The sequence below is a fragment of the Glaciibacter kafniensis genome, assembly GCF_039538945.1.
Lineage (GTDB): Bacteria > Actinomycetota > Actinomycetes > Actinomycetales > Microbacteriaceae > Cryobacterium > Cryobacterium kafniensis.
The window spans coordinates 136,027-154,451 of record NZ_BAABCN010000003.1 but is presented as its reverse complement, the minus strand read 5'-3'; the positions used below and the strand labels follow the sequence as shown (position 1 = coordinate 154,451).

General features: G+C 66.2%; 13 protein-coding genes and 1 riboswitch. Of the genes, 5 read left to right on the top strand and 8 right to left on the bottom strand.

Going from position 1 to position 18,425, the window contains the following annotated elements; translation table 11 throughout:
- Nucleotides 1-223 precede the first annotated feature (223 nt).
- Nucleotides 224-3,373: an alpha-mannosidase gene (locus tag ABD791_RS08695; protein WP_345064949.1), complete on the top strand. Its 3,150-nt coding sequence runs from the start codon at nt 224-226 to the stop codon at nt 3,371-3,373.
- A gap of 163 nt (nt 3,374-3,536) precedes the next feature.
- Nucleotides 3,537-5,048, top strand: a complete 1,512-nt coding sequence (locus ABD791_RS08690) for a molybdopterin-dependent oxidoreductase (RefSeq protein ID WP_425562242.1) — start codon at nt 3,537-3,539, stop codon at nt 5,046-5,048.
- A gap of 109 nt (nt 5,049-5,157) precedes the next feature.
- Here ABD791_RS08690 and ABD791_RS08685 read toward each other — a convergent pair whose 3' ends face one another.
- Both ABD791_RS08685 and ABD791_RS08680 read right to left on the bottom strand, forming a co-directional pair.
- Entirely contained in the window at nt 5,158-7,191 is a 2,034-nt protein-coding gene (locus ABD791_RS08685) for an ABC transporter ATP-binding protein (RefSeq protein WP_345064943.1), read from the bottom strand.
- 224 nt (nt 7,192-7,415) lie between these two features.
- Entirely contained in the window at nt 7,416-8,786 is a 1,371-nt protein-coding gene (locus ABD791_RS08680) for an MFS transporter (protein ID WP_345064940.1), read from the bottom strand.
- A gap of 195 nt (nt 8,787-8,981) precedes the next feature.
- Between ABD791_RS08680 and ABD791_RS08675 the strand changes: the two genes are divergently transcribed.
- Complete coding sequence (locus tag ABD791_RS08675; RefSeq protein WP_345064937.1) at nt 8,982-9,431, top strand: DUF2269 family protein; 450 nt, start codon at nt 8,982-8,984, stop codon at nt 9,429-9,431.
- A gap of 401 nt (nt 9,432-9,832) precedes the next feature.
- Here the strand turns inward: ABD791_RS08675 and ribH are convergent, their stop codons facing one another.
- From ribH to ribD, 4 genes are read right to left on the bottom strand one after another with little or no spacing between them, the layout of a single operon-like run.
- Nucleotides 9,833-10,303 (bottom strand): 6,7-dimethyl-8-ribityllumazine synthase, encoded by a 471-nt coding sequence (gene ribH, locus ABD791_RS08670; protein ID WP_345064934.1) that lies wholly within the window; start codon nt 10,301-10,303, stop codon nt 9,833-9,835.
- Nucleotides 10,300-11,559, bottom strand: coding sequence for a 3,4-dihydroxy-2-butanone-4-phosphate synthase (gene ribB / locus ABD791_RS08665; RefSeq protein ID WP_345064931.1), 1,260 nt, complete (start codon nt 11,557-11,559; stop codon nt 10,300-10,302). Before ribB ends, ribH begins: the two co-directional genes overlap by 4 nt.
- Nucleotides 11,556-12,242 (bottom strand): riboflavin synthase, encoded by a 687-nt coding sequence (locus tag ABD791_RS08660; protein WP_345064928.1) that lies wholly within the window; start codon nt 12,240-12,242, stop codon nt 11,556-11,558. Before ABD791_RS08660 ends, ribB begins: the two co-directional genes overlap by 4 nt.
- A gap of 1 nt (nt 12,243) precedes the next feature.
- Nucleotides 12,244-13,299 (bottom strand): bifunctional diaminohydroxyphosphoribosylaminopyrimidine deaminase/5-amino-6-(5-phosphoribosylamino)uracil reductase RibD, encoded by a 1,056-nt coding sequence (gene ribD / locus ABD791_RS08655; RefSeq protein WP_345064925.1) that lies wholly within the window; start codon nt 13,297-13,299, stop codon nt 12,244-12,246.
- Nucleotides 13,300-13,392: 93 nt separating this feature from the next.
- Nucleotides 13,393-13,539: riboswitch (FMN riboswitch) on the bottom strand.
- A gap of 283 nt (nt 13,540-13,822) precedes the next feature.
- On the opposite strand from ribD, the gene ABD791_RS08650 reads away from it, so the two are divergent.
- Together ABD791_RS08650 and ABD791_RS08645 are read left to right on the top strand one after the other, a co-directional pair.
- Complete coding sequence (locus ABD791_RS08650) at nt 13,823-15,250, top strand: NAD-dependent succinate-semialdehyde dehydrogenase (protein ID WP_345064922.1); 1,428 nt, start codon at nt 13,823-13,825, stop codon at nt 15,248-15,250.
- Nucleotides 15,251-15,288: 38 nt separating this feature from the next.
- Nucleotides 15,289-16,071 carry a FadR/GntR family transcriptional regulator gene (locus ABD791_RS08645; protein WP_345064919.1) on the top strand — a complete coding sequence of 261 codons (783 nt, stop codon included), beginning with the start codon at nt 15,289-15,291 and terminating at the stop codon, nt 16,069-16,071.
- Between the two features lie 236 nt (nt 16,072-16,307).
- Here the strand turns inward: ABD791_RS08645 and fabG are convergent, their stop codons facing one another.
- A complete protein-coding gene (fabG, locus tag ABD791_RS08640; RefSeq protein WP_345064916.1) occupies nt 16,308-17,081 on the bottom strand; it encodes a 3-oxoacyl-ACP reductase FabG in 774 nt (257 codons plus the stop codon).
- A 33-nt stretch (nt 17,082-17,114) separates the two neighbouring features.
- Nucleotides 17,115-18,320: an acyl-CoA dehydrogenase family protein gene (locus ABD791_RS08635; protein ID WP_345064912.1), complete on the bottom strand. Its 1,206-nt coding sequence runs from the start codon at nt 18,318-18,320 to the stop codon at nt 17,115-17,117.
- Nucleotides 18,321-18,425 lie beyond the last annotated feature (105 nt).

Sequence of the window (18,425 nt, the reverse complement as noted above, 5' to 3'; positions counted from 1 at the left end):
TCCCGCCTGGCGTGTGGAAGCTCCCGCGCCCCGCGGGATTCCCCGCTCCCGGGCTCGAAGCGTGCTGCAATCGCGGTTGCGCGTCGATAATGTTCAGCCCTGAGCACCTGCAGCACTCCCGGGAGGCTGCGCACCCTCACAGCTGAACATTGTCGATCTCGTTTGCTCAAGCATCCGGCGGCATGCCTGTCGGGGCCACGGCCCGCGGTCGTAGGATGCAGGCATGCACGACGACAGCGAACGTGTTCAGATGCGAGTCGATCGGTTTCTGCGCGAACGGCTGCAGCCGGCGCTCTATCGCGCGGCATCCCCACTCTCCCTCGACGTCTGGGAGGCGCCCGGCGAACCGGTGCCGTTCGCCGAGGCGATCCGCCAGCGGTTCGAACCGTTCTCGGTGGGGCAGCCATGGGGCAAACCGTGGGGCACCACGTGGTTTCACCTCACCGGAACCATCCCTGAGGCCTGGGTGGCCGCGCCCGACGCCCGCATTGAGATCGTCGTCGATCTGGGTTTCAGCGCCGCCGATCCGGGATTCCAAGCCGAAGGAACCGCGTATGCCCCGAACGGCATACTGCTGAAGGCTGTCGAGTCGCAAAACCGATGGATTCCGCTCCCTGGACCGCACGGGTCACCGATCGACCTCTATATTGAGGCCGCCTCGAATCCCGACCTCGCCCAGGGCTGGACGTTCGCGCCGACCCCGCTCGGCGACTCGGCCACGGCGGGCAGCGACCCGATCTACACCTTCCGGCAAGCGGATGTCGCGGTGCGCGACATCGGTGTGTTCGAGCTCACCCACGACATCGTTGCACTGCTCGGGCTGTCGCGGGAGTTGCCCGCGACGCTTCCCCGGCGCGCAGAGATTCTGCAGGCGCTCGACCGCTGCCTGGACCGTCTCGATCCCGACGACGTGGCCGGCACCGCGGCATCCGCTCGCCTCGCGCTGGGGGAGGTGCTCGCACGCCCGGCATCGGCGAGCGCGCATCGCCTTCACGCGGTTGGCCATGCGCATATCGACAGCGCGTGGTTGTGGCCAGTGCGGGAGACGGTGCGCAAGGTCGCGCGCACCTTCTCGAATGTGCTCAGCCTGATCGAGGAGAACCCTGATTTCGTCTTCGCCGCGTCGTCGGCCCAGCAATACGCGTGGCTCAAGCAGTACTACCCGGAGCTGTTCGAACGGGTGCGCCAGGCCGTGACGAACGGCAACTTCGTTCCGGTCGGGGGCATGTGGGTGGAGTCGGACAGCAACCTGCCGGGAGGTGAGGCTCTGGTGCGACAGTTCGTGGCCGGCAAACGATTCTTCATCGAGGAGTTCGGCGTGGAACCGCTGGAGGTGTGGTTGCCCGACTCGTTTGGCTACTCGGCTGCGCTGCCGCAGATCGCGCTCGCAGCGGGGTCGCGCTGGTTTCTCACCCAGAAAATCTCCTGGAATGACACGAACACCTTTCCGCACCACACCTTCCACTGGGAAGGTATCGACGGCAGCCGCATCTTCACCCACTTTCCGCCCGTCGCCGACTACAACGCCCGGCTGTCTGCCGCCGAACTGGCCAGGGCGGAGCGTCTCTACGCCGAGAAGGGGCACGCGAACACCTCGCTGATTCCCTTCGGCTGGGGTGATGGAGGGGGAGGACCCACGCGCGAAATGCTGGCGGCTGCCCGGCGCACCGCGTCGTTGGAAGGATCGCCGACGGTCGAACTGTCGAACCCCCGGCGGTTCTTCGAGACCGCTGAGGCTGAATACCCCCGGCCGCCGGTGTGGTCGGGGGAGCTCTACCTCGAGTTCCACCGAGGAACCTACACCTCACAAGCGCGCACCAAGCAGGGAAACCGGCGCAGCGAGCATCTGCTGCGGGAGGCCGAATTGTGGGCCGCGACGGCCGCCATCCGTTCAGGTGCCGCCTACCCGTATGACCAACTCGAGTCGGCCTGGCAGACGGTCTTACTGCAGCAGTTCCACGACATTTTGCCGGGGTCGTCGATCGCCCGCGTGCACCGTGAGGCCGAGCAGAACTACGCAGCGATTGCGGATGCGCTGGGCCGGGTGATCGAGGAATCGGTGCGTGAGTTGGCCGGTCCGGGAGATGCGACGCTGGCGCTGAACGCCGGGCCGTATGCGCTGGGCGGGGTGCCGGCGCTGGGCGGGGGCAACATCCACACAACCGATGAAACGGGGGCGGTGCTCGGTGAGGGGTCGCAAATCGACCTTCCCGAACCCAACCAAGGTCGAATTGCGACCCCTCACATGCTGATGGGGCCGCATGTGGCACCCGACGCGTCGGCCACCCGCACTCCAGGCCGAATCGTGATCGCCAACTCCCTCGTCGCCGCGACGTTCGATGCCGAGGGGCTCCTCGTGTCACTGCGCGATCTGCGCGCCGACCGCGAGCTGATCCCGGCCGGCGCCCGCGGCAACCTGCTCCAGCTGTACCGGGACATCCCGAACCAGTGGGACGCCTGGGATCTCGACGCGAACTACACCCACGTCGTGACCGATGTGACGGATGCCGACAGCGTCGAGATCATCGACGCGAACGTGACAGGGCGGGTCGGCGTGCGAATCACCCGTTCGTTCGGCGCCTCGCAGGTGGTCGAGGAGATCACTCTCGACCCCGATTCGCCCACGCTCGACGTGGCCCTCTCGATCGACTGGCACGAGCGCCAAAAGCTGCTCAAGCTCACTTTCCCGCTCGATCTGCAGGCCGAACGGGCGGCATCCGAAATTCAGTTCGGGCATCTCTTTCGTCCCACCCACGCGAACACGTCCTGGGACGTCGCCCGCTTCGAAACCGTCGCCCACCGCTGGGTGCACGTCGGCGAGCCGGGATACGGGGTCGCCATCGCCAACGATTCGACGTACGGGCACTCGATCGGTCGGGCGACGGATGCCACCGGCCGCGTGGGCACCGTGGTGCGTCTGTCATTGCTGCGCGCACCGCTCTATCCCGATCCCGACGCCGATCAAGGGCGTCATGACTTTCGGTTCAGCGTGCGTGTCGGAGCAGGAATCCCCGAGGCGATCGCTGAGGGCTACCGGTTGAATCTGCCGCTCCGCACCGTGACGGGAGTCGGCGGTGCCGTGATCGAACCTCTGCTCAGCGTCGACAATCCGGCCGTGGTGATCGAGGCGGTGAAACTGGCCGAGGACCGCAGCGGCGATGTCATCGTGCGCCTCTACGAGGCGCACGGGTCGCTCTCGCGGGCCCGCGTCATCCGTCATTTCGAGGCGACGGTGACCGAAACCGACCTGCTCGAACGCCAGGTGGCCGAGCAGCGTGCGTTGCTCGATCTCGACCCAGCCGATCCGGCGTCGTTCACTCTGGAGCTGCGGCCCTTCCAGCTGCTGACGTTGCGGTTCGCTCGTTCTCGGTGAGCGTTCTTCGACTCGCTCAACGGTCGAACCGTGCGCGAGCCTGCGCGCACGCTTACCTGCGGCGACTGCCCGGTCGCGCCGGTACCCCGGGGCGTAGTCTGGTGCCGTGTCCTCAACGGGAGTGCATGCGAGAAGATGGCGCTGGCTGGCTGCGGCCTGTGGGATGCTCAGCGCGGTCGTCACCCTCGCCCTCGCCGAACTGGCGTCGCTGTTTGTCGCCCCGGCCAGCAGCCCGCTCTTCGCGGTCGGCGCCTGGATCGTCGACCTGACGCCGCTCGGTTTCAAGACCTGGATTATCGGACTGGTTGGAACAGCCGACAAGCTCGTGCTGTTCATCTGCCTCGGGGTGCTCCTGCTCGTGCTCGCGCTGGTCACCGGGGTGGCCGAGCTGGAGAGGCCGCCGGTAGGCACCATCGTGCTGGTGGCCGTCGCAGCGATCGGGGCGCTGGCGGTCGTGACGCGGCCGTCGGCATCCATCGTCTGGGCACTGCCAACGGCCCTCGGCGCGGCGGTCGGCGTCTGGGTGCTGCGGCAGTCGATCGCCCGGCTGCGTCGATGGCGGGAAAGCCAGAGCACGGGAGAGAGCGCGGCCGCGGTGGCTGGCGTGGACCGGCGGTCGTTCCTCACGTTCGTCGGGGTGGGCGCAGCTGCCGCCCTGATCGTCGGTATCGGCTCTCAGCTGACCAGCGCCGCGAATTCCGCGGTGGTAACGGTGCGCGAGGCTTTGCACCTGCCGAAGCCGGCGGTCCCTGCTCCGTCGGTCCCCGCGGGGGCCGAACTCGACCTGCCGGGGCTGGCGACGTATGTCACGCCCAACGCCGCGTTCTACCGCATCGACACGGCGTTGCAGGTGCCAGCGGTGAACCCCAACGACTGGCATTTGCGGGTGGTGGGGATGGTCGATCGCGAGACAACGCTGAGCTTTGCCGAACTGCTCGCGCTGCCGCTGACCGAGCACATGGTGACCCTGGCGTGCGTCTCGAACGAGGTGGGCGGCGACCTGATCGGCAACGCGTCCTGGCTCGGCTATCCGATCCGCGAGATCCTCAAGCGGGCCGGGCCGTCCGGCGACGCAGACATGGTGCTCTCCCGGAGCGCTGACGGTTGGACAGCCGGCACGCCCCTCGACGTGCTTCTCGATCCGAACACGGATGCCCTGCTGGCCGTCGGGATGAACGGCAAGCCGCTGCCGCTGGAGCACGGGTTCCCGGTGCGAATGGTCGTGCCGGGACTCTACGGATACGTGTCGGCGACCAAATGGGTCGTGGAGCTGAAGCTCACGCGATTCGCCGACGAGATGGGGTATTGGACAGACAAGGGCTGGTCGGCCCGCGGCCCGGTCAAGACCGAATCACGCATCGACACGCCCCGAAGCGGTGCCGCCCTGTCTCCGGGGCGCACGGCCGTCGCGGGAGTCGCGTGGGCCCAGCACACCGGCATCGACCGGGTCGAGGTACGCATCGACGGTGGCAGCTGGCAGCGGGCGCGGCTGGCCGACTCGGCCTCCGCTGACACCTGGCGGCAGTGGGTGCTCGACTGGGACGCATCCGCTGGCGACCACACGATCGAGGTACGGGCGACCGACGCCTCCGGGTACACCCAGACCAACGCGGAGGCGCCACCCGTGCCCGACGGGGCGACGGGCTGGCATCGCATCAGCGTCAGCGTCTCCTGAGAGAGCGAGACGGCCGGGGCGGCCCGTCTGTGTGGGGCGGACTAAGAGTCGCCCACTTTTGCTAGTGAGAGGGGCATGCGCACTAGCAAGAATGGGCAACCCATGGAAACTAAACCAGCAGCTGGTGCTTCGCCAGATCGCGGTAGAGCGGGGTGGAGGCCACGAGCTCCGAGTGCGTGCCGGTTCCGACGACCTGACCGTGGTCCAGCACCACAATCTGGTCGGAATCGACCACCGTCGACAGACGGTGCGCAATGACGATCAGTGTGCGATCTGCAGCAACGGCGTCGATGGCCTCGCGCATCTTCTGCTCGTTGACACCGTCGAGGCTCGACGTCGACTCGTCGAGCAACAGGATGGGCGGGGCCGCCAGCAGCGCCCGCGCGATCGCGAGTCGCTGACGCTCTCCGCCGGAGAGCATGACTCCGTCTTCACCGACCGCTGCGCCCAGCCCGGCCGGGTCGCGCTCGAGCACCTCGGTCAAGTTGACGGCGTGCAGCACCGCGATGCATTCCTCATCGGTCGCATCGGGCGTCGCCAAGGTCAGGTTGTCACGGATCGTGCCGGCCAGCACCGGCGCATCCTGCTCGACGTAGCCGATCTGTGAACGCAACGCGGTGCGATCAAGCGAACGGATGTCGAGGCCACCGAGCTTCACGACACCATTGGTCGGGTCATAGAAGCGTTCGATCAGCGCCAGAATCGTGCTCTTGCCCGCTCCAGACGGGCCGACCAGCGCGGTGCGGAGCCCGCGCGGCGCGCTGAACGACACTCCATGCAGAACGGGTTCGCGGGGCGCAGCGGACTCGGCAAGCGAGGAGGAATCAGCAGAGGCAGCAGCGGAGGCGGCGGCAGCGGCAGCCTTCCCCCCCGACGCGGACCGCTTGGTCACCTCGGCCTCTGCATCGACCGCCGCGACGGCAGCGGCATAGCCGAAGTGCACGTTCTCGAACTCGATCGCCGCCGAATCCGGGTTCACCAGCTCATTGGCTGCCCCGACGGTGATCGCGAGCGGAGCGATCTCGCGGTCGAACTGGTCTTCCGACGGCAGTGCGATGATTTCCTCGATCCGGCCGAGAGCGCCGAGCGCCGAGTTCACCGAGGTGAGGGCGCCGAAGGCGGTGCCGAGCGGCATGATCATCATGAACAAGAACAGAATGAACGCGACCAGATCGGCGACGGTGATCGCACCGCTGGCGACGCGGAAGCCACCGACCCCGAGCACGACGAGCAGCGACACCTGCATGGCGATCCCGGCGATCGGAACGACGAGAGCTGAGATCTTCGCGACCTTGATGCCCATCCGCCAGGCGCCTTCCGCATCTTTCTCGACGACGGCGATCTCGCGCTCCGTGGCGTTGGCGGCGCGCACGGTGCGTACGGCGCTGATCGCGCGTTCGACGCTGGCGGCCAGGTCGCCGACCTTGGCCTGAGCCGCGTGACTGGCCGTACGGATGCGCTGCGACAGCAGGGTCACCGCCACGATGGAGACGGCGATCACGAGTGCGGTGAGTCCGAGCATCACCGGGTCGATGATGAGCATGGCGATGAGTGCGCCCACGAAGGTGAGCGCTCCGCCGACCGAGTCGACCAGGCCCTGGGTGAGCACGGCGCGCAGCAGGGTCGTGTCGGAACCGACACGGGAGACCAGATCACCGGTGCGACGCGTGTCGAACTCCGAAATCGGAAGGTGCAGCATCCGTGCGACGAGTCGGCGGCGGCTGGACAGCACGACTCCCTCGCCAGTGCGCTGCAGCAGATAGTGCTGGTAGCCACTGATCACGCCGGAGATGACAACAAGGGCGATCAGCGCCCAGACGAGCGAGCCGAGCGGGAGACCCTTCTGCACGATGCTGATGACCTGACTGACCAGAAGCGGCTGGGCAAGGCTCGCCGCTGCACCGATCACGCTCAGCACAATGACCACGCTCAGCACCTTTTTGTGCTCGAGCAGGTAGGGCAGCAGCTGCTTGAAGCTGGCGCGCGGGCCGACCTGTTCTGCTCCGCGGCGTCCGAACCGCGAGCGCCCCGACGGGCGTGGCGCGGCGGGAGCGCGCTTGTCGCTCGGGGACGACCCGGCGGATGTCTCGGATGCGTCGGCGGCGGGCGTTGAACTGCGTGTCGAACTGGTGGAGGTGCTCACCAATCGAGTTTAACCGCTGTGGAGCGGGCGAAGGTTCGCCTCCGGTGCCCCGCAGCTCGCCAGACGGTGAGCAGTTCGCGGAGTCTGGCACGCGAAATCCCCCCTGGCGCGCGGAAGCTCCCGCGCCCAGCGGGATTCCCCACGCCAGAGTGGGAGGCAGCACGAAAAAGGCCGCGCCGCGAATCCGAGACGGATGCACAGCGCGGCCTTCAGGAGCCAACCGGTTAGCGGTCGATGTCGATGTCTTTCGTCTCTTTGCCGAGCAGCAAGGCGACCAGGGTGATCACGCCCATGATCGCGAGATACAGGCCGACCAAGAAGGGGCTGCCGTCGGCGAGGCCCCACAGCCAGACGGCGATGAACGGGGCTACGGCGGCACCGAGAATCGAGCTGACGTTGTAGGAGATGCCGGAGCCGGTGTAGCGCACGTTGGTCGGGAACAGCTCGGGCAGCAACGCGCCCATCGGCCCGAACGTCATGCCCATCAGGCTGAAGCCGATGACCAGCCAGATCATCACACCGGCAAATCCGGCGCCGAGCAGCGGCACCCAGATCAGGCCGAACACGATGATTCCGATCGTGACCCAGATCAGCGTCTTGCGGCGGCCGAACCTGTCGGCCCACGGGCCGGACAGCCAGGTAAAGAGACCGAAGAAGAGCACGCCGGCGATGAGCATCAGCACGAAGGTGTTGTAGCTGTAGCCGAGGCCAGGCAGCACCGTCGCCTCCGCCGGGGTCGCCGGAGCGCGGCCGTAGCTGAGCGAGAACGTGGTCATCAGGTAGAAGAGCACATAGGTGGCCAGCATGAAGAACGTGCCGAGGATGAGCTGGCGCCAGTTGGACTTGAAAACGAGCGCGAGCGGAAGCTTAACGATCTTGCCGGCCGCCGCCGTCTTCGTGAACGCGTCGCTCTCGACCAGGCGCAGACGCACCCACAGGCCGATGATGACCATGACCGCCGAGAAGAGGAACGGAATGCGCCAGCCCCACTCGAGGAAGGCGCTCGACGGGCGCGTGGGGTCGTCCGACGGCAGAACCGCCGCAATGATCAGAAACAGGCCGTTGGCAATGATGAAGCCGATCGGCGCTCCCATCTGCGGGAAGGTTCCGTACCGAGCCCGTTTGCCGACCGGGGCGTTCTCGGTCGCCACGAGGGCGGCCCCGCTCCACTCGCCGCCGAGCGCGAAGCCCTGGGCGAGACGCAGCAGCACGAGCAGCAGCGGCGCGAACCAGCCGATCATCGCGTAGGTCGGCAGCAGGCCGATCAGGAATGTCGCAATTCCCATGGTGAGCAGTGCCGCAACGAGTGTGGTCTTGCGTCCGACCCGGTCGCCGAGGTGACCGAAGAAGACGGCGCCGAGCGGGCGCGCGACCATTGCCGCGCCGAACACCGCGAACGACGCGAGCAGGGCGGTCGTCTCGTTGCCGGTCGGAAAGAAGAGGTGCGGAAAGACGAGAACTGCCGCCGTGGCATAGACGTAGAAGTCGTAGAACTCGATTGTCGTGCCGATCAGGCTGGCAAGAATGACCCGACTGCGCGGATTCGCCGGCGTGGCCGTCGAGGCCAGAGGTGCGGATGTTGAGGGTGTTGACATGAAAGTGGGGCGCTTTCGATAAGACGGAAGTCGGCCACACCGGCGTACGCCGTTCAGGCGGAGAATTCAGCGGGTGACTCGGCAGAATTGGGGGTGGCCGCTTGTGGCGTCCGTGCACTAGCCTATGCCCGCTGGTCGACCGGTGGGCAACGCGCGCCTTCTCACCACGCGGAGACTCGTCGCTAGGCTGAACCCATGGAAACTGTCATGAGCATCCTGCACGTCGTCGGAGCTGTCTTCATCGTTGGTCCGATGGCCATTCTCCCCATGAGCGCCATGCGCGCCGTTCGTGCCGGCAACGCCGGTCAGGTCGCCATGCTGGCGAAATCGACGAACCTGTTCAGCTGGCTGTCGCTGCTGGTCGTCATCTTCGGGTTCGGCGTGATGGGTATGGCCGACGAGAAGTTCAACCTGTCGATCACCACCGGGTGGATCCTCTGGTCGATCATCCTCTACGTCGTGGCCCTCGGCCTCACGCTGTTTCTCGTCGTTCCCACGATGCGCAAGGCGGCCGACGCCCTCGAGGGCACGCCGGGCACGGATGCCGCAGCCGGTCGCGCCAGCTACCCGGCCATCGCTGCCGGAAGCGGCATTGCGTCGCTGCTGCTCGTCGCTGTCGTCGTGCTGATGGTCTGGAAGCCGTAGTTCCAAGCAGACTCGGCGGTCGAGGAGCGCCCGACGAAGTCGGCCGCGTCTATGAGGCAAATGACCACTTCGTTGATCGAGGAGCAGCCGACGAAGGAGGCCGCATCTCGAGATCTCGCGAGCCGATCTCTTGACTTGGGTTGCGTGTGAACGTCGGCTCGCGAGGTCTCGAGACACTCGCTGGCGCTCGCTCCTCGACCACCGAAATGGTCAGATTCGTTCACCACCATGCCGCGCAGAGGCGCCACAGCTCGAGACCCGGTAGCCCGGTCCTCCCGTCAGAACGCGGCAGACTGCGGAACCCATTCGACGGAGATTCTGCCTGTTTCGCGACCGATCGGCAAGAATTGCCGGCGCGTCGTGAAAAATCTCCGTCGAATGGGTGGCGGGCTCAGTGCTGACTAGCCGCGCAACCCCGCCAGCACCCGCGCCGTCTGCAGCGCGGCCGTCGCCGCTTCGTCGCCCTTGTCCTCTTTCGAGCCGGGCAGCCCGGCCCGGTCGAGCCCCTGCTGCTCATCGTCGAGGGTGAGCAGTCCGAAACCGACCGGCTTGCCGGTGTCCAGCGCCACGCGAGTGAGGCCATCCGTCGCCGCCGCCGACACGTACTCGAAGTGCGGCGTGCCGCCTCGAATGATCACGCCCAACGCGACTACCGCATCCGCCCCGTTCTCCAGCGCCGCCTTGCAGACGACCGGCAGTTCGAAGCTGCCCGGCACGCGCACGAGCGAGTAGGTCGCCCCTGAGGCCTCCAGCACGCGAGTTGCGCCGGCAATCAGCCCGTCGCTGATGACGTCGTGCCACTGGCCGGCGACGATGACAACGTTCAGCCCCGTGCCGTCGACCTCAATGGTGGGGGAGCCGGCTCCGCTCATGATGCGTTTCCTTTCAGGATTTCTGTTGCGAGGTGGTGACCCATCCGGTCACGTTTGACGTTGAGGTAGCCCTCATTGTGCGAATCGAGACCGACGATCAGCGGAACCCGCTCGGTCACCGTGACACCGTGCGCCTCAAGCTGGCGCACCTTTTCGGGATTGTTGGTGAGCAGGCGAATCGAGGAGATTCCCATTTGCGTGAGGATTCCCGTCGCCGCGCTGTAGTCGCGGGCGTCGATCGGCAAACCGAGCGCGACGTTCGCGTCGAGAGTGTCGAGTCCCTCTTCTTGCAACTTGTAGGCACGGAGCTTGTTGATCAGACCGATGCCGCGGCCCTCGTGCCCACGCAGGTAGACGACGACGCCGCCTTCAGTCGTGATCGCGTCGAGCGCCGCATCGAGCTGAGGCCCGCATTCGCATTTCAGCGAGCCGAAGGCTTCTCCGGTCAGGCACTCGGAATGCACGCGAACCAGAGCGCCGTCGACTGGATCGCCGGCGACGAGCGCCACGTGGTCTGCACCGGTCATCCGGTCGCGGTAGGCGCGGATCTTGACCTCGCCGTGCACGGTCGGCACGGTCGTCTCAACCTCGAAGTCGACCCGGGGCGACTCCGCGATCGGGGTTGCGGCCTCGAGCGGGGTGTCGCAGTGGAACTCCTGCAGGTAGTCGATCAGCGCGGCGATGGTGATCACCGGAATGTTCTCCCGCTCGCCCATTTCGAGCAGGCCAGGCAGGCGCATCATCTCGCCGTCGTCGGCGACGATCTCGCAGATCGCGCCGACTGGGCTGAGCCCGGCGAGCTTCATCAGGTCGACCGCCGCTTCGGTGTGACCGTTGCGTTCACGCACACCGCCGTCGACCGCGCGCAGCGGCAGGATGTGGCCGGGCCGGTGCAGACTGGACGCCACCGAGTTCGGGTCGGCCAGCACCCGCAGGGTGTGTGCGCGGTCGGCGGCACTGATACCGGTGCTGGTGCGGTCGGCGGCATCGACGCTGACCGTGTAGTTCGTGCCGCGGGCATCCTCATTGGTCGTCACCATCACCGGCAGGGCCAGCTTGTCGGCGAGCTCGTTGGTCAGGGGCGCGCAGATGAATCCGGAGGTGACGCGCACCATCCAGGCCAGCCATTCCTGCGTGGCGAGCTCGGCCGAGATGATGACGTCACCTTCGTTCTCGCGGCCCTCGTCGTCGGCGACGATGATCGGTTTGCCGAGCCGCAGCGCGGCGATGGCGGTGGGAATGTCGGTGAGGCTCATGATGCGTTCCTTGCTTCATTCGGCGTGACGGGTGTGGCGGGGGCGGAGGATGCTGCGGTGGACGAGACGAGCGAGGGGGAGGAGAGCGCGAGAATGCGCTCGACATGGCGGGCGACGATGTCGGTTTCGATGTTGACCTTGTCGCCGACCACGCGCTCGCCGAGGGTCGTGGCGGTGAGAGTTTCAGGAATCAACGAGACCTCGAACCACTGGTCGGCCTCGGCCGCGTCGCTGATGCTGCTCACGGTCAGGGACACCCCGTCGATGGCGATGGAGCCCTTGTCGACGACGAGTCGGGCGAGGGTCGGGTCGAGACTGAACCGCAGCACGCGCCAGGCATCGCCAGGGGTGATGGCGAGGAGTGTGCTCGTGCCGTCGATGTGACCCTGCACGATGTGCCCGCCGAGTCGGTCGCCGACCAGCGCGGCGCGTTCGAGGTTCACCGCGGTTCCGGCGACTGCACCGTCGAGCGTTGACATGCGCAGGGTCTGCTCCATCACATCTGCGGTGAAGGTGACGGGCGTCTGCTCGACGACGGTGAGGCAGACCCCGCTGACAGCAATCGAGTCGCCGTGGGCGGCGCCGGTGACGGCGAGGGGGCCGCGGATGGTCAGCCGAACGGCGTCGGCGCTGCGTTCCACCCGTTCGATGCGGCCGAGTTCCTCGATGATTCCGGTGAACATGTCAGTTCCTTTTCTCTGGTCGTGCGACGACGAGAAAGTCGTCGCCGAGCTGTTCGATGCGGTCGATGGTGAGGCGGTGCTGCTCGTCGATGCGTCCGACGCCGATCTCGCCGAGTGCGGTGCGACTGCCGCCGAGCAGGGTGGGTGCGAGATAGATGAGGTATTCGTCAACCAGGCCGGCCGCGACGAAGGCGCTGGCCAGTGTCGGTCCGCCCTCGATGAAGGCGTGACGGATGCCGTTGGCATGCAGTTCGCGCAGCACGGAGGCCAGGTCAGTGGTGTCGAAGAACAGCGGCGTGTGTGGGTGCCGGCGCAGCGCGGCGCTGTCGGGGATGGGGCGCGTGCCGATGACGACGGGAACCGGCTGCTCACTCAGCAACTCCCCGTTGGCATCCCGAGCGGTCAGTGACGGATCGTCGGCGAGGGCCGTGCCGGTGCCGACGATGATCGCATCGGAGGCGGCACGACGCCGGTGCACGTCGGCACGGGCCGCCGGTCCGGTGATCCACTGGCTGCTGCCATCATCTGCTGCGGCACGTCCGTCGAGACTCGACGCCCATTTGAGTGTGACAACGGGGCGCCCCAACCGGGCAGCGGCCAGCCAATCGGCGATCAACGCCGTCGCTTCGTCGGCGAGCAGCCCGGCCTGCACGGCGACGCCCGCCGTGCGCAACCGCTCGGCACCACCCGCTGAGGCAACACCCGGATCTGACACGGCATAGACGACGCGGGTGATTCCGGCGTCGATGAGAGCCTGGGCGCAGGGGCCGGTGCGCCCGGTGTGGTTGCACGGCTCGAGCGTGACGATTGCCGTAGCGCCCCGCGCGGCGCCGGGCGCCAGCTGAGAGAGGGCGTCGACCTCGGCATGGGCGGTGCCGGCTCCGCGGTGCCAGCCTCCGGCGATCTGCCGGCCGTCGGCGTCAAGAATCACGCAGCCGACCTGAGGATTCACGCCCCTGGCCGGCCCTTGAGTCGCCAACTCCAACGCTCGCCGCATTGCAGTTTCAAGCGTTGCAGCGTCGAGAATTGCAGCTTCGTGATCTGACTGCTGCGCCATCTCCACCCTCATTCGTTTCGGTAACGAAACTCCGGGGGATTTTGGGCGTCGAGCGTTGACGAAACCCGTCGAGAGGTCTGACAGACCTTTCGACTCGTGCGCCTCCCATCCGGACTTTAACCGTCGGTGCTGGAATTTCACCAGCTCAACCGTCTCGACTGTTCAGCTCTCGCTGTTCAACCGACTCGGCTCGCGGACTTTCACCGCCGGTTCGGATTCTCACCGACCCCGGAGCACGTTTCTTATCTTCAGTTATAGCTCAACGAAGGCTCAACCGAGATAATTCCCGCGAAACAGATGCGGCATGTGACGTCACACAATCGCGGGCGGGCCGCGTTGTCGGGAGCACAAGTGTGCAGAAAACGCAGCTGTTGGGCCGTGTGACGCACGTGTGTGCACCGAATCATCCATTTCGGAGGCGACTCGTTACTCTTGGGCTAGGAGTGGCGGGTGCCCTCGCCGACATCGGAGTGACCGTGGCGGACTAGAGACGAAAGTGACGGCCAAGGTGCGGACCGAATCAATGCTGATCGATGGAACCTGGACTGCATCATCGACCCTGCGCACACAGGACGTCATCAACCCTGCCGACGGCGCCGTCGTCAGCACAATTCCGGTGGCCAGCGTTGAGGACCTCGACCGCGCTCTCGCGGCAGCGAGCCGTGGCGCCGCCGTATGGAAGGCCACGACGCCGTGGGAGCGAAGCGCAGTGCTGCGACGCACCGCCCGGATCCTGGCCGAACGGCACGAAGACATCGCGCGTGTGCTGACGACCGAACAGGGCAAGACTCTCGCCGAAGCTCGGCTGGAGGTGGGGGCCGCGATCGACCAGTTCGACTGGTACGCCGACGAGGCGAAACGGATCTACGGTCGCAGCGTCGGCTCGGCCCAAGCGGACCTGCGCCTGCTCGTGGTGCGGGAGCCCGTCGGCGCCGTTGCGGCGTTCACCCCGTGGAACTTTCCCGCGTTGTTGCCGGCACGCAAGCTTGCCCCTGCGCTCGCCGCCGGATGCTCAATCATTCTCAAGCCGGCGGAGGAGGCGCCCAGCGCCGCGCTGGAACTGGCACGCGCTCTGACCGACGCCGGGCTTCCTGATGGTGTTCTCGGAGTGGTGTTGGGCGATCCAGCCCAGATCAGCGCGCATCTTCTCAGCTCGCCCGTGATCAAGAAACTGAGCCTCACCGGATCGGTGCAGGTGGGCCGTCACCTCATGAAGGCTGCCGCCGACAACATCACCAATGTGTCGATGGAACTCGGCGGGCATGCCCCCGTGCTCGTCTTCGCCGATGCCGACCCGATTGCGGCCGCGCGGATGTGTGCGATCGGCAAGTTTCGAAATGCCGGACAGGTATGCGTCGCGCCCACGCGCTTCTACGTGCACGACAGCATTGCCGAAGCGTTCATCGCCGAGTTCATCGCGGTGGCCGCTGCACTTCGGGTGGGTCCAGGACTCGACGAGGGCTCCCAGGTCGGACCGTTGACGAGTGAGCGGCGGCTCGTGGCCGTCGAAGAGCTCGTGGCGGATGCCGTGGCGCACGGGGCGACCGTCGCCGTCGGGGGAGCGCGCATCCCCGAGCTCCCTGGCTCCTTCTACTCTCCGACGGTGCTCCTCGACGTGCCTGACGACGCCGCGATCATGCAGACTGAACCCTTCGGTCCGGTGGCGCCGATTTCGACGTTCAGCAGTTTCGGCGAAGCCATCGAGCGGGCCAACAGCACTCCCTATGGGCTCGCCGGGTATCTGTTCACCAACGATCTGACCACCGCGACGCGGGCGTCGGAAGAGCTGGAAGTCGGAATGGTCGGCGTGAACTCCTTCTCGGTGAGCCTGGCCCAGGTGCCGTTCTCCGGAGTGAATCTGTCGGGAATCGGCGCAGAGAACGGCACGGAGGCGTTGGACTCTTATCTGCACTCGAAGACCATCGCGCTCGGGATCGGGCCGCGCGCATGACCGAACTGCAGACATGAAACTACAAGGATGAGACGACAATGGTGAGCAACGAGGGGGGCGACACAATGCGATCGACGGATGCAGTCGCGAAGCCCTGGCCGAAGTCCCGAATTCCCAAAGCGTCGTCGCTGCTCGCGAACGATCTGCGCAACGACATCTTGCGACGCAAATTGCCCAGTGGCACCAACTTTCCGGGTGAGAGCGAGCTGATCGACACCACTGGCTACAGCCGGGCGACGGTGCGCGAGGCATTGCGCCTCCTCGAGTCAGAGGGGCTCATCGTCACTCGGCGCGGACCGCAGGGCGGGATCCAGGTCAGCCGACCAGACGTCAATCAGAGCACGCGCTCGATGGCTGTGCTGCTTGCGCTCTCCGATGCCACGTTGCGGGAGCTGTTCGAGTTTCGCTGTGTGGTCGAGCCGCAGGCGGCGCGTCTCGCGGCATCCGCAGCCACGCCGGAGCAGATCGCGGGCATGGTGCGCGCGACCGCGGAAGATCTGGGCCCGCTCGACTCCGTCGTGTCGTTTCACGATCTGATTGCCGAGGCGTGCGGAAATGAGTTCTATCGAGTCACCGTCAAGGTGATTCTGGAGATCGCCGCCTGGCACACTCCAGAGGAGGGGCTCGACTCTGCCGACCTCCACGGCGCTCATGCCGCCCACCGACGAGTTGTCGAACACATCGCCGCCGGCCGCGGCGACCGGGCCGCCTCTGCCATGGAGAAGCATCTGCGCGCGTTCGAGGCAGTCGTCGATTCCAGGGGCAACCTGGATGCGACAGTGCTCAGGGCCGGGGATTGGCCGCCGCGCGTCGCACGCTAGCGCGAGCTGCCGGGTCGCCACGCGGGTCGGGCGCCGCCACGCGGGTCGGCCCCGACCCGCGCAGCGGCAGCCGACCCGCGCGACCGTTTCGTTGATCGAGGAGCAGCCGACGCAGGAGGCCGCGTCTCGAGATCTCGCGAGCCAATCCTTGAACTCGGCGTGAGTTCGAACATCGGCTCGAGAGGTCTCGAGACACTCACTGGCGCTCGCTCCTCGACCAACGGCGGCTGGGCTCTCTAGCGCGCGCCCCCATTGATGTAGAGAGTCTGACCCGACACGTAGGAGGCGTCGTCACTCGCGAAGAACGCGATGGCGGCGGCGACCTCGTCTGGTTGACCGACCCGGCCGAGCGGAGTGCGCTCCGCAACGATGCGCTGGTGTTCGACGGCGTCGAAGCCCAGCCGCTCTGCGGTGGCCTCCGTCATCGGTGTGGCGATGTACCCGGGCGCGACGGCGTTGACGGTGATATTGAACGGGCCAAGTTCGATGGCCAGGGTCGCAGTCAGCCCTTGAATGCCGGCCTTGGCTGCCGCGTAATTGGCTTGCCCCCGGTTTCCGAGCGCCGAACGACTGCTCAAGTTCACGATTCGCCCGTACTTCGCGTTGACCATGAAACGCTGTGCCGCGCTCGTGCACAGATAGGCGCTCGTGAGATTGGTGCTCAGCACCAGATTCCATTCGGCGGCGCTCATCTTGAACAGCAGATTGTCCCGGGTGATGCCGGCGTTGTTGACCAGGATGCTGAGACCGCCGTGTGCGCCGGCGAAGCGATCGAATGCGTCGGTGACGGCGTTCTCGTCTGTGACGTCGACGGCAAGTGCCACCGCTCGGCCTCCGGCGGCGGCCACCCGTTCGTCGGCAGAGATCCGCTCGGCCGTGGCCTGCGCGGCCTCTGCATTGATATCGGCGACGCCGACGACGCATCCGCCTGCCGCAAGACGGAGGGCTGTAGCAGCCCCGATTCCTTGTGCGGCGCCGGTGACGATGGCGCTCTTGTTCTGAAAAGTCATGATTCTCCTCGGTTCGAAAATGGGGCTCGCGGCCTATCTGAAGGCCGAGATGCCGGTGATATCTCGGCCGATCAGAAGCGACTGAATAAAGTCGGTGCCCTCGTAGGTGTGCACAACTTCCATGTCGGTCAGATGGCGGGCAACGTGATTGTCGAGAAGCAAGCCGTTGCCGCCCAGGAGATCTCGCGCCGACGAACAGATCCAGCGACCCTTCTGTGCGGTGTGCATCTTCGCCAGCGACGACATGGGTCCGGTGAGCTGGCCGAGGTCGGCAAGCTGGGCGACGCGAAAACAGATCAGCTGCATGGCGGTGAGTTCGGTGAGCATATTGGCGAGCTTGTTCTGCACCAGCTGATGTGCGGCGATCGGCTTGCCGAATTGGATGCGTTCCATCGCGTAGCGCGCCGCAGCCTCGTATGCGGCGGTGGCGTGCCCGACGGCCTCCCACGCGGCGCCGCTTCGCGTGGCTGCCAGCACCGTGCTGGCATCGCGGAATGACTCGGCGTATGCGAGCTTGTTGGCGACGGGAACCCGCAGCCCGTCAATTCGGATGTCGGCCTGCAGAATCGCCCGCTTGCCGACTTTTCCGGTGATCACTTCGGGCACATAGCCGTGCGGATAGGCGCCGGCGGCATCCTTCTCGACGATGAATGCCTTGACCTTGTTGTCTGCGACGTCGCGCGCCCAGAGCACGACGACATCGGCGATGTGACCGTTGCCGATCCACCGTTTGTGGCCGTCGATGACGTAGTGGTCGCCGTCGAGTCGTGCCGTGGTTTCCAAGGCGACGGAGTCAGAACCGTGGTCAGGCTCGGTGAGGGCGAAAGCGCCGATCTTGTCGAGGGTTGCCATCTGCGGAAGCCAGCGTTGCTTCTGCTCCTCGCTGCCGAGCAGGTTGATCGACCCCATCGACAGGCCGGATTGCACTCCCAGAAACGTGTTGATGCTGCCGTCGCCGCGCGACATCTCCAAGGCCACCATGCCCGCAGCGAGACGCGACATTCCGGGGCATCCGTACCCCTCGATCGTCGTGCCGATGATGCCGAGCTCCGCCAGCCGGGGCACGAGTTGCATCGGAAACTCGGCGCGCTCCCAGTAGTCGTTGATGACAGGGAGGAGTTCGGTGTCGACGAACGTCCTGACCCGCGCGACAAGAGCGCGCTCGTCATCACTGAGAAGATCGTTCAGAAGGTAGAAGTCGAGATTGATCGGCGTGCTGAGCATGTCCTGCGCATTCATCGGTCGTGGTGGGGTCCCGTGATTCAGGTAGACATCAGGGCTAAGTGGGTTTAGTATACTAATTACACTAATGCGCTGACGTTCTCCTGTCAGCCGCGGAACAGG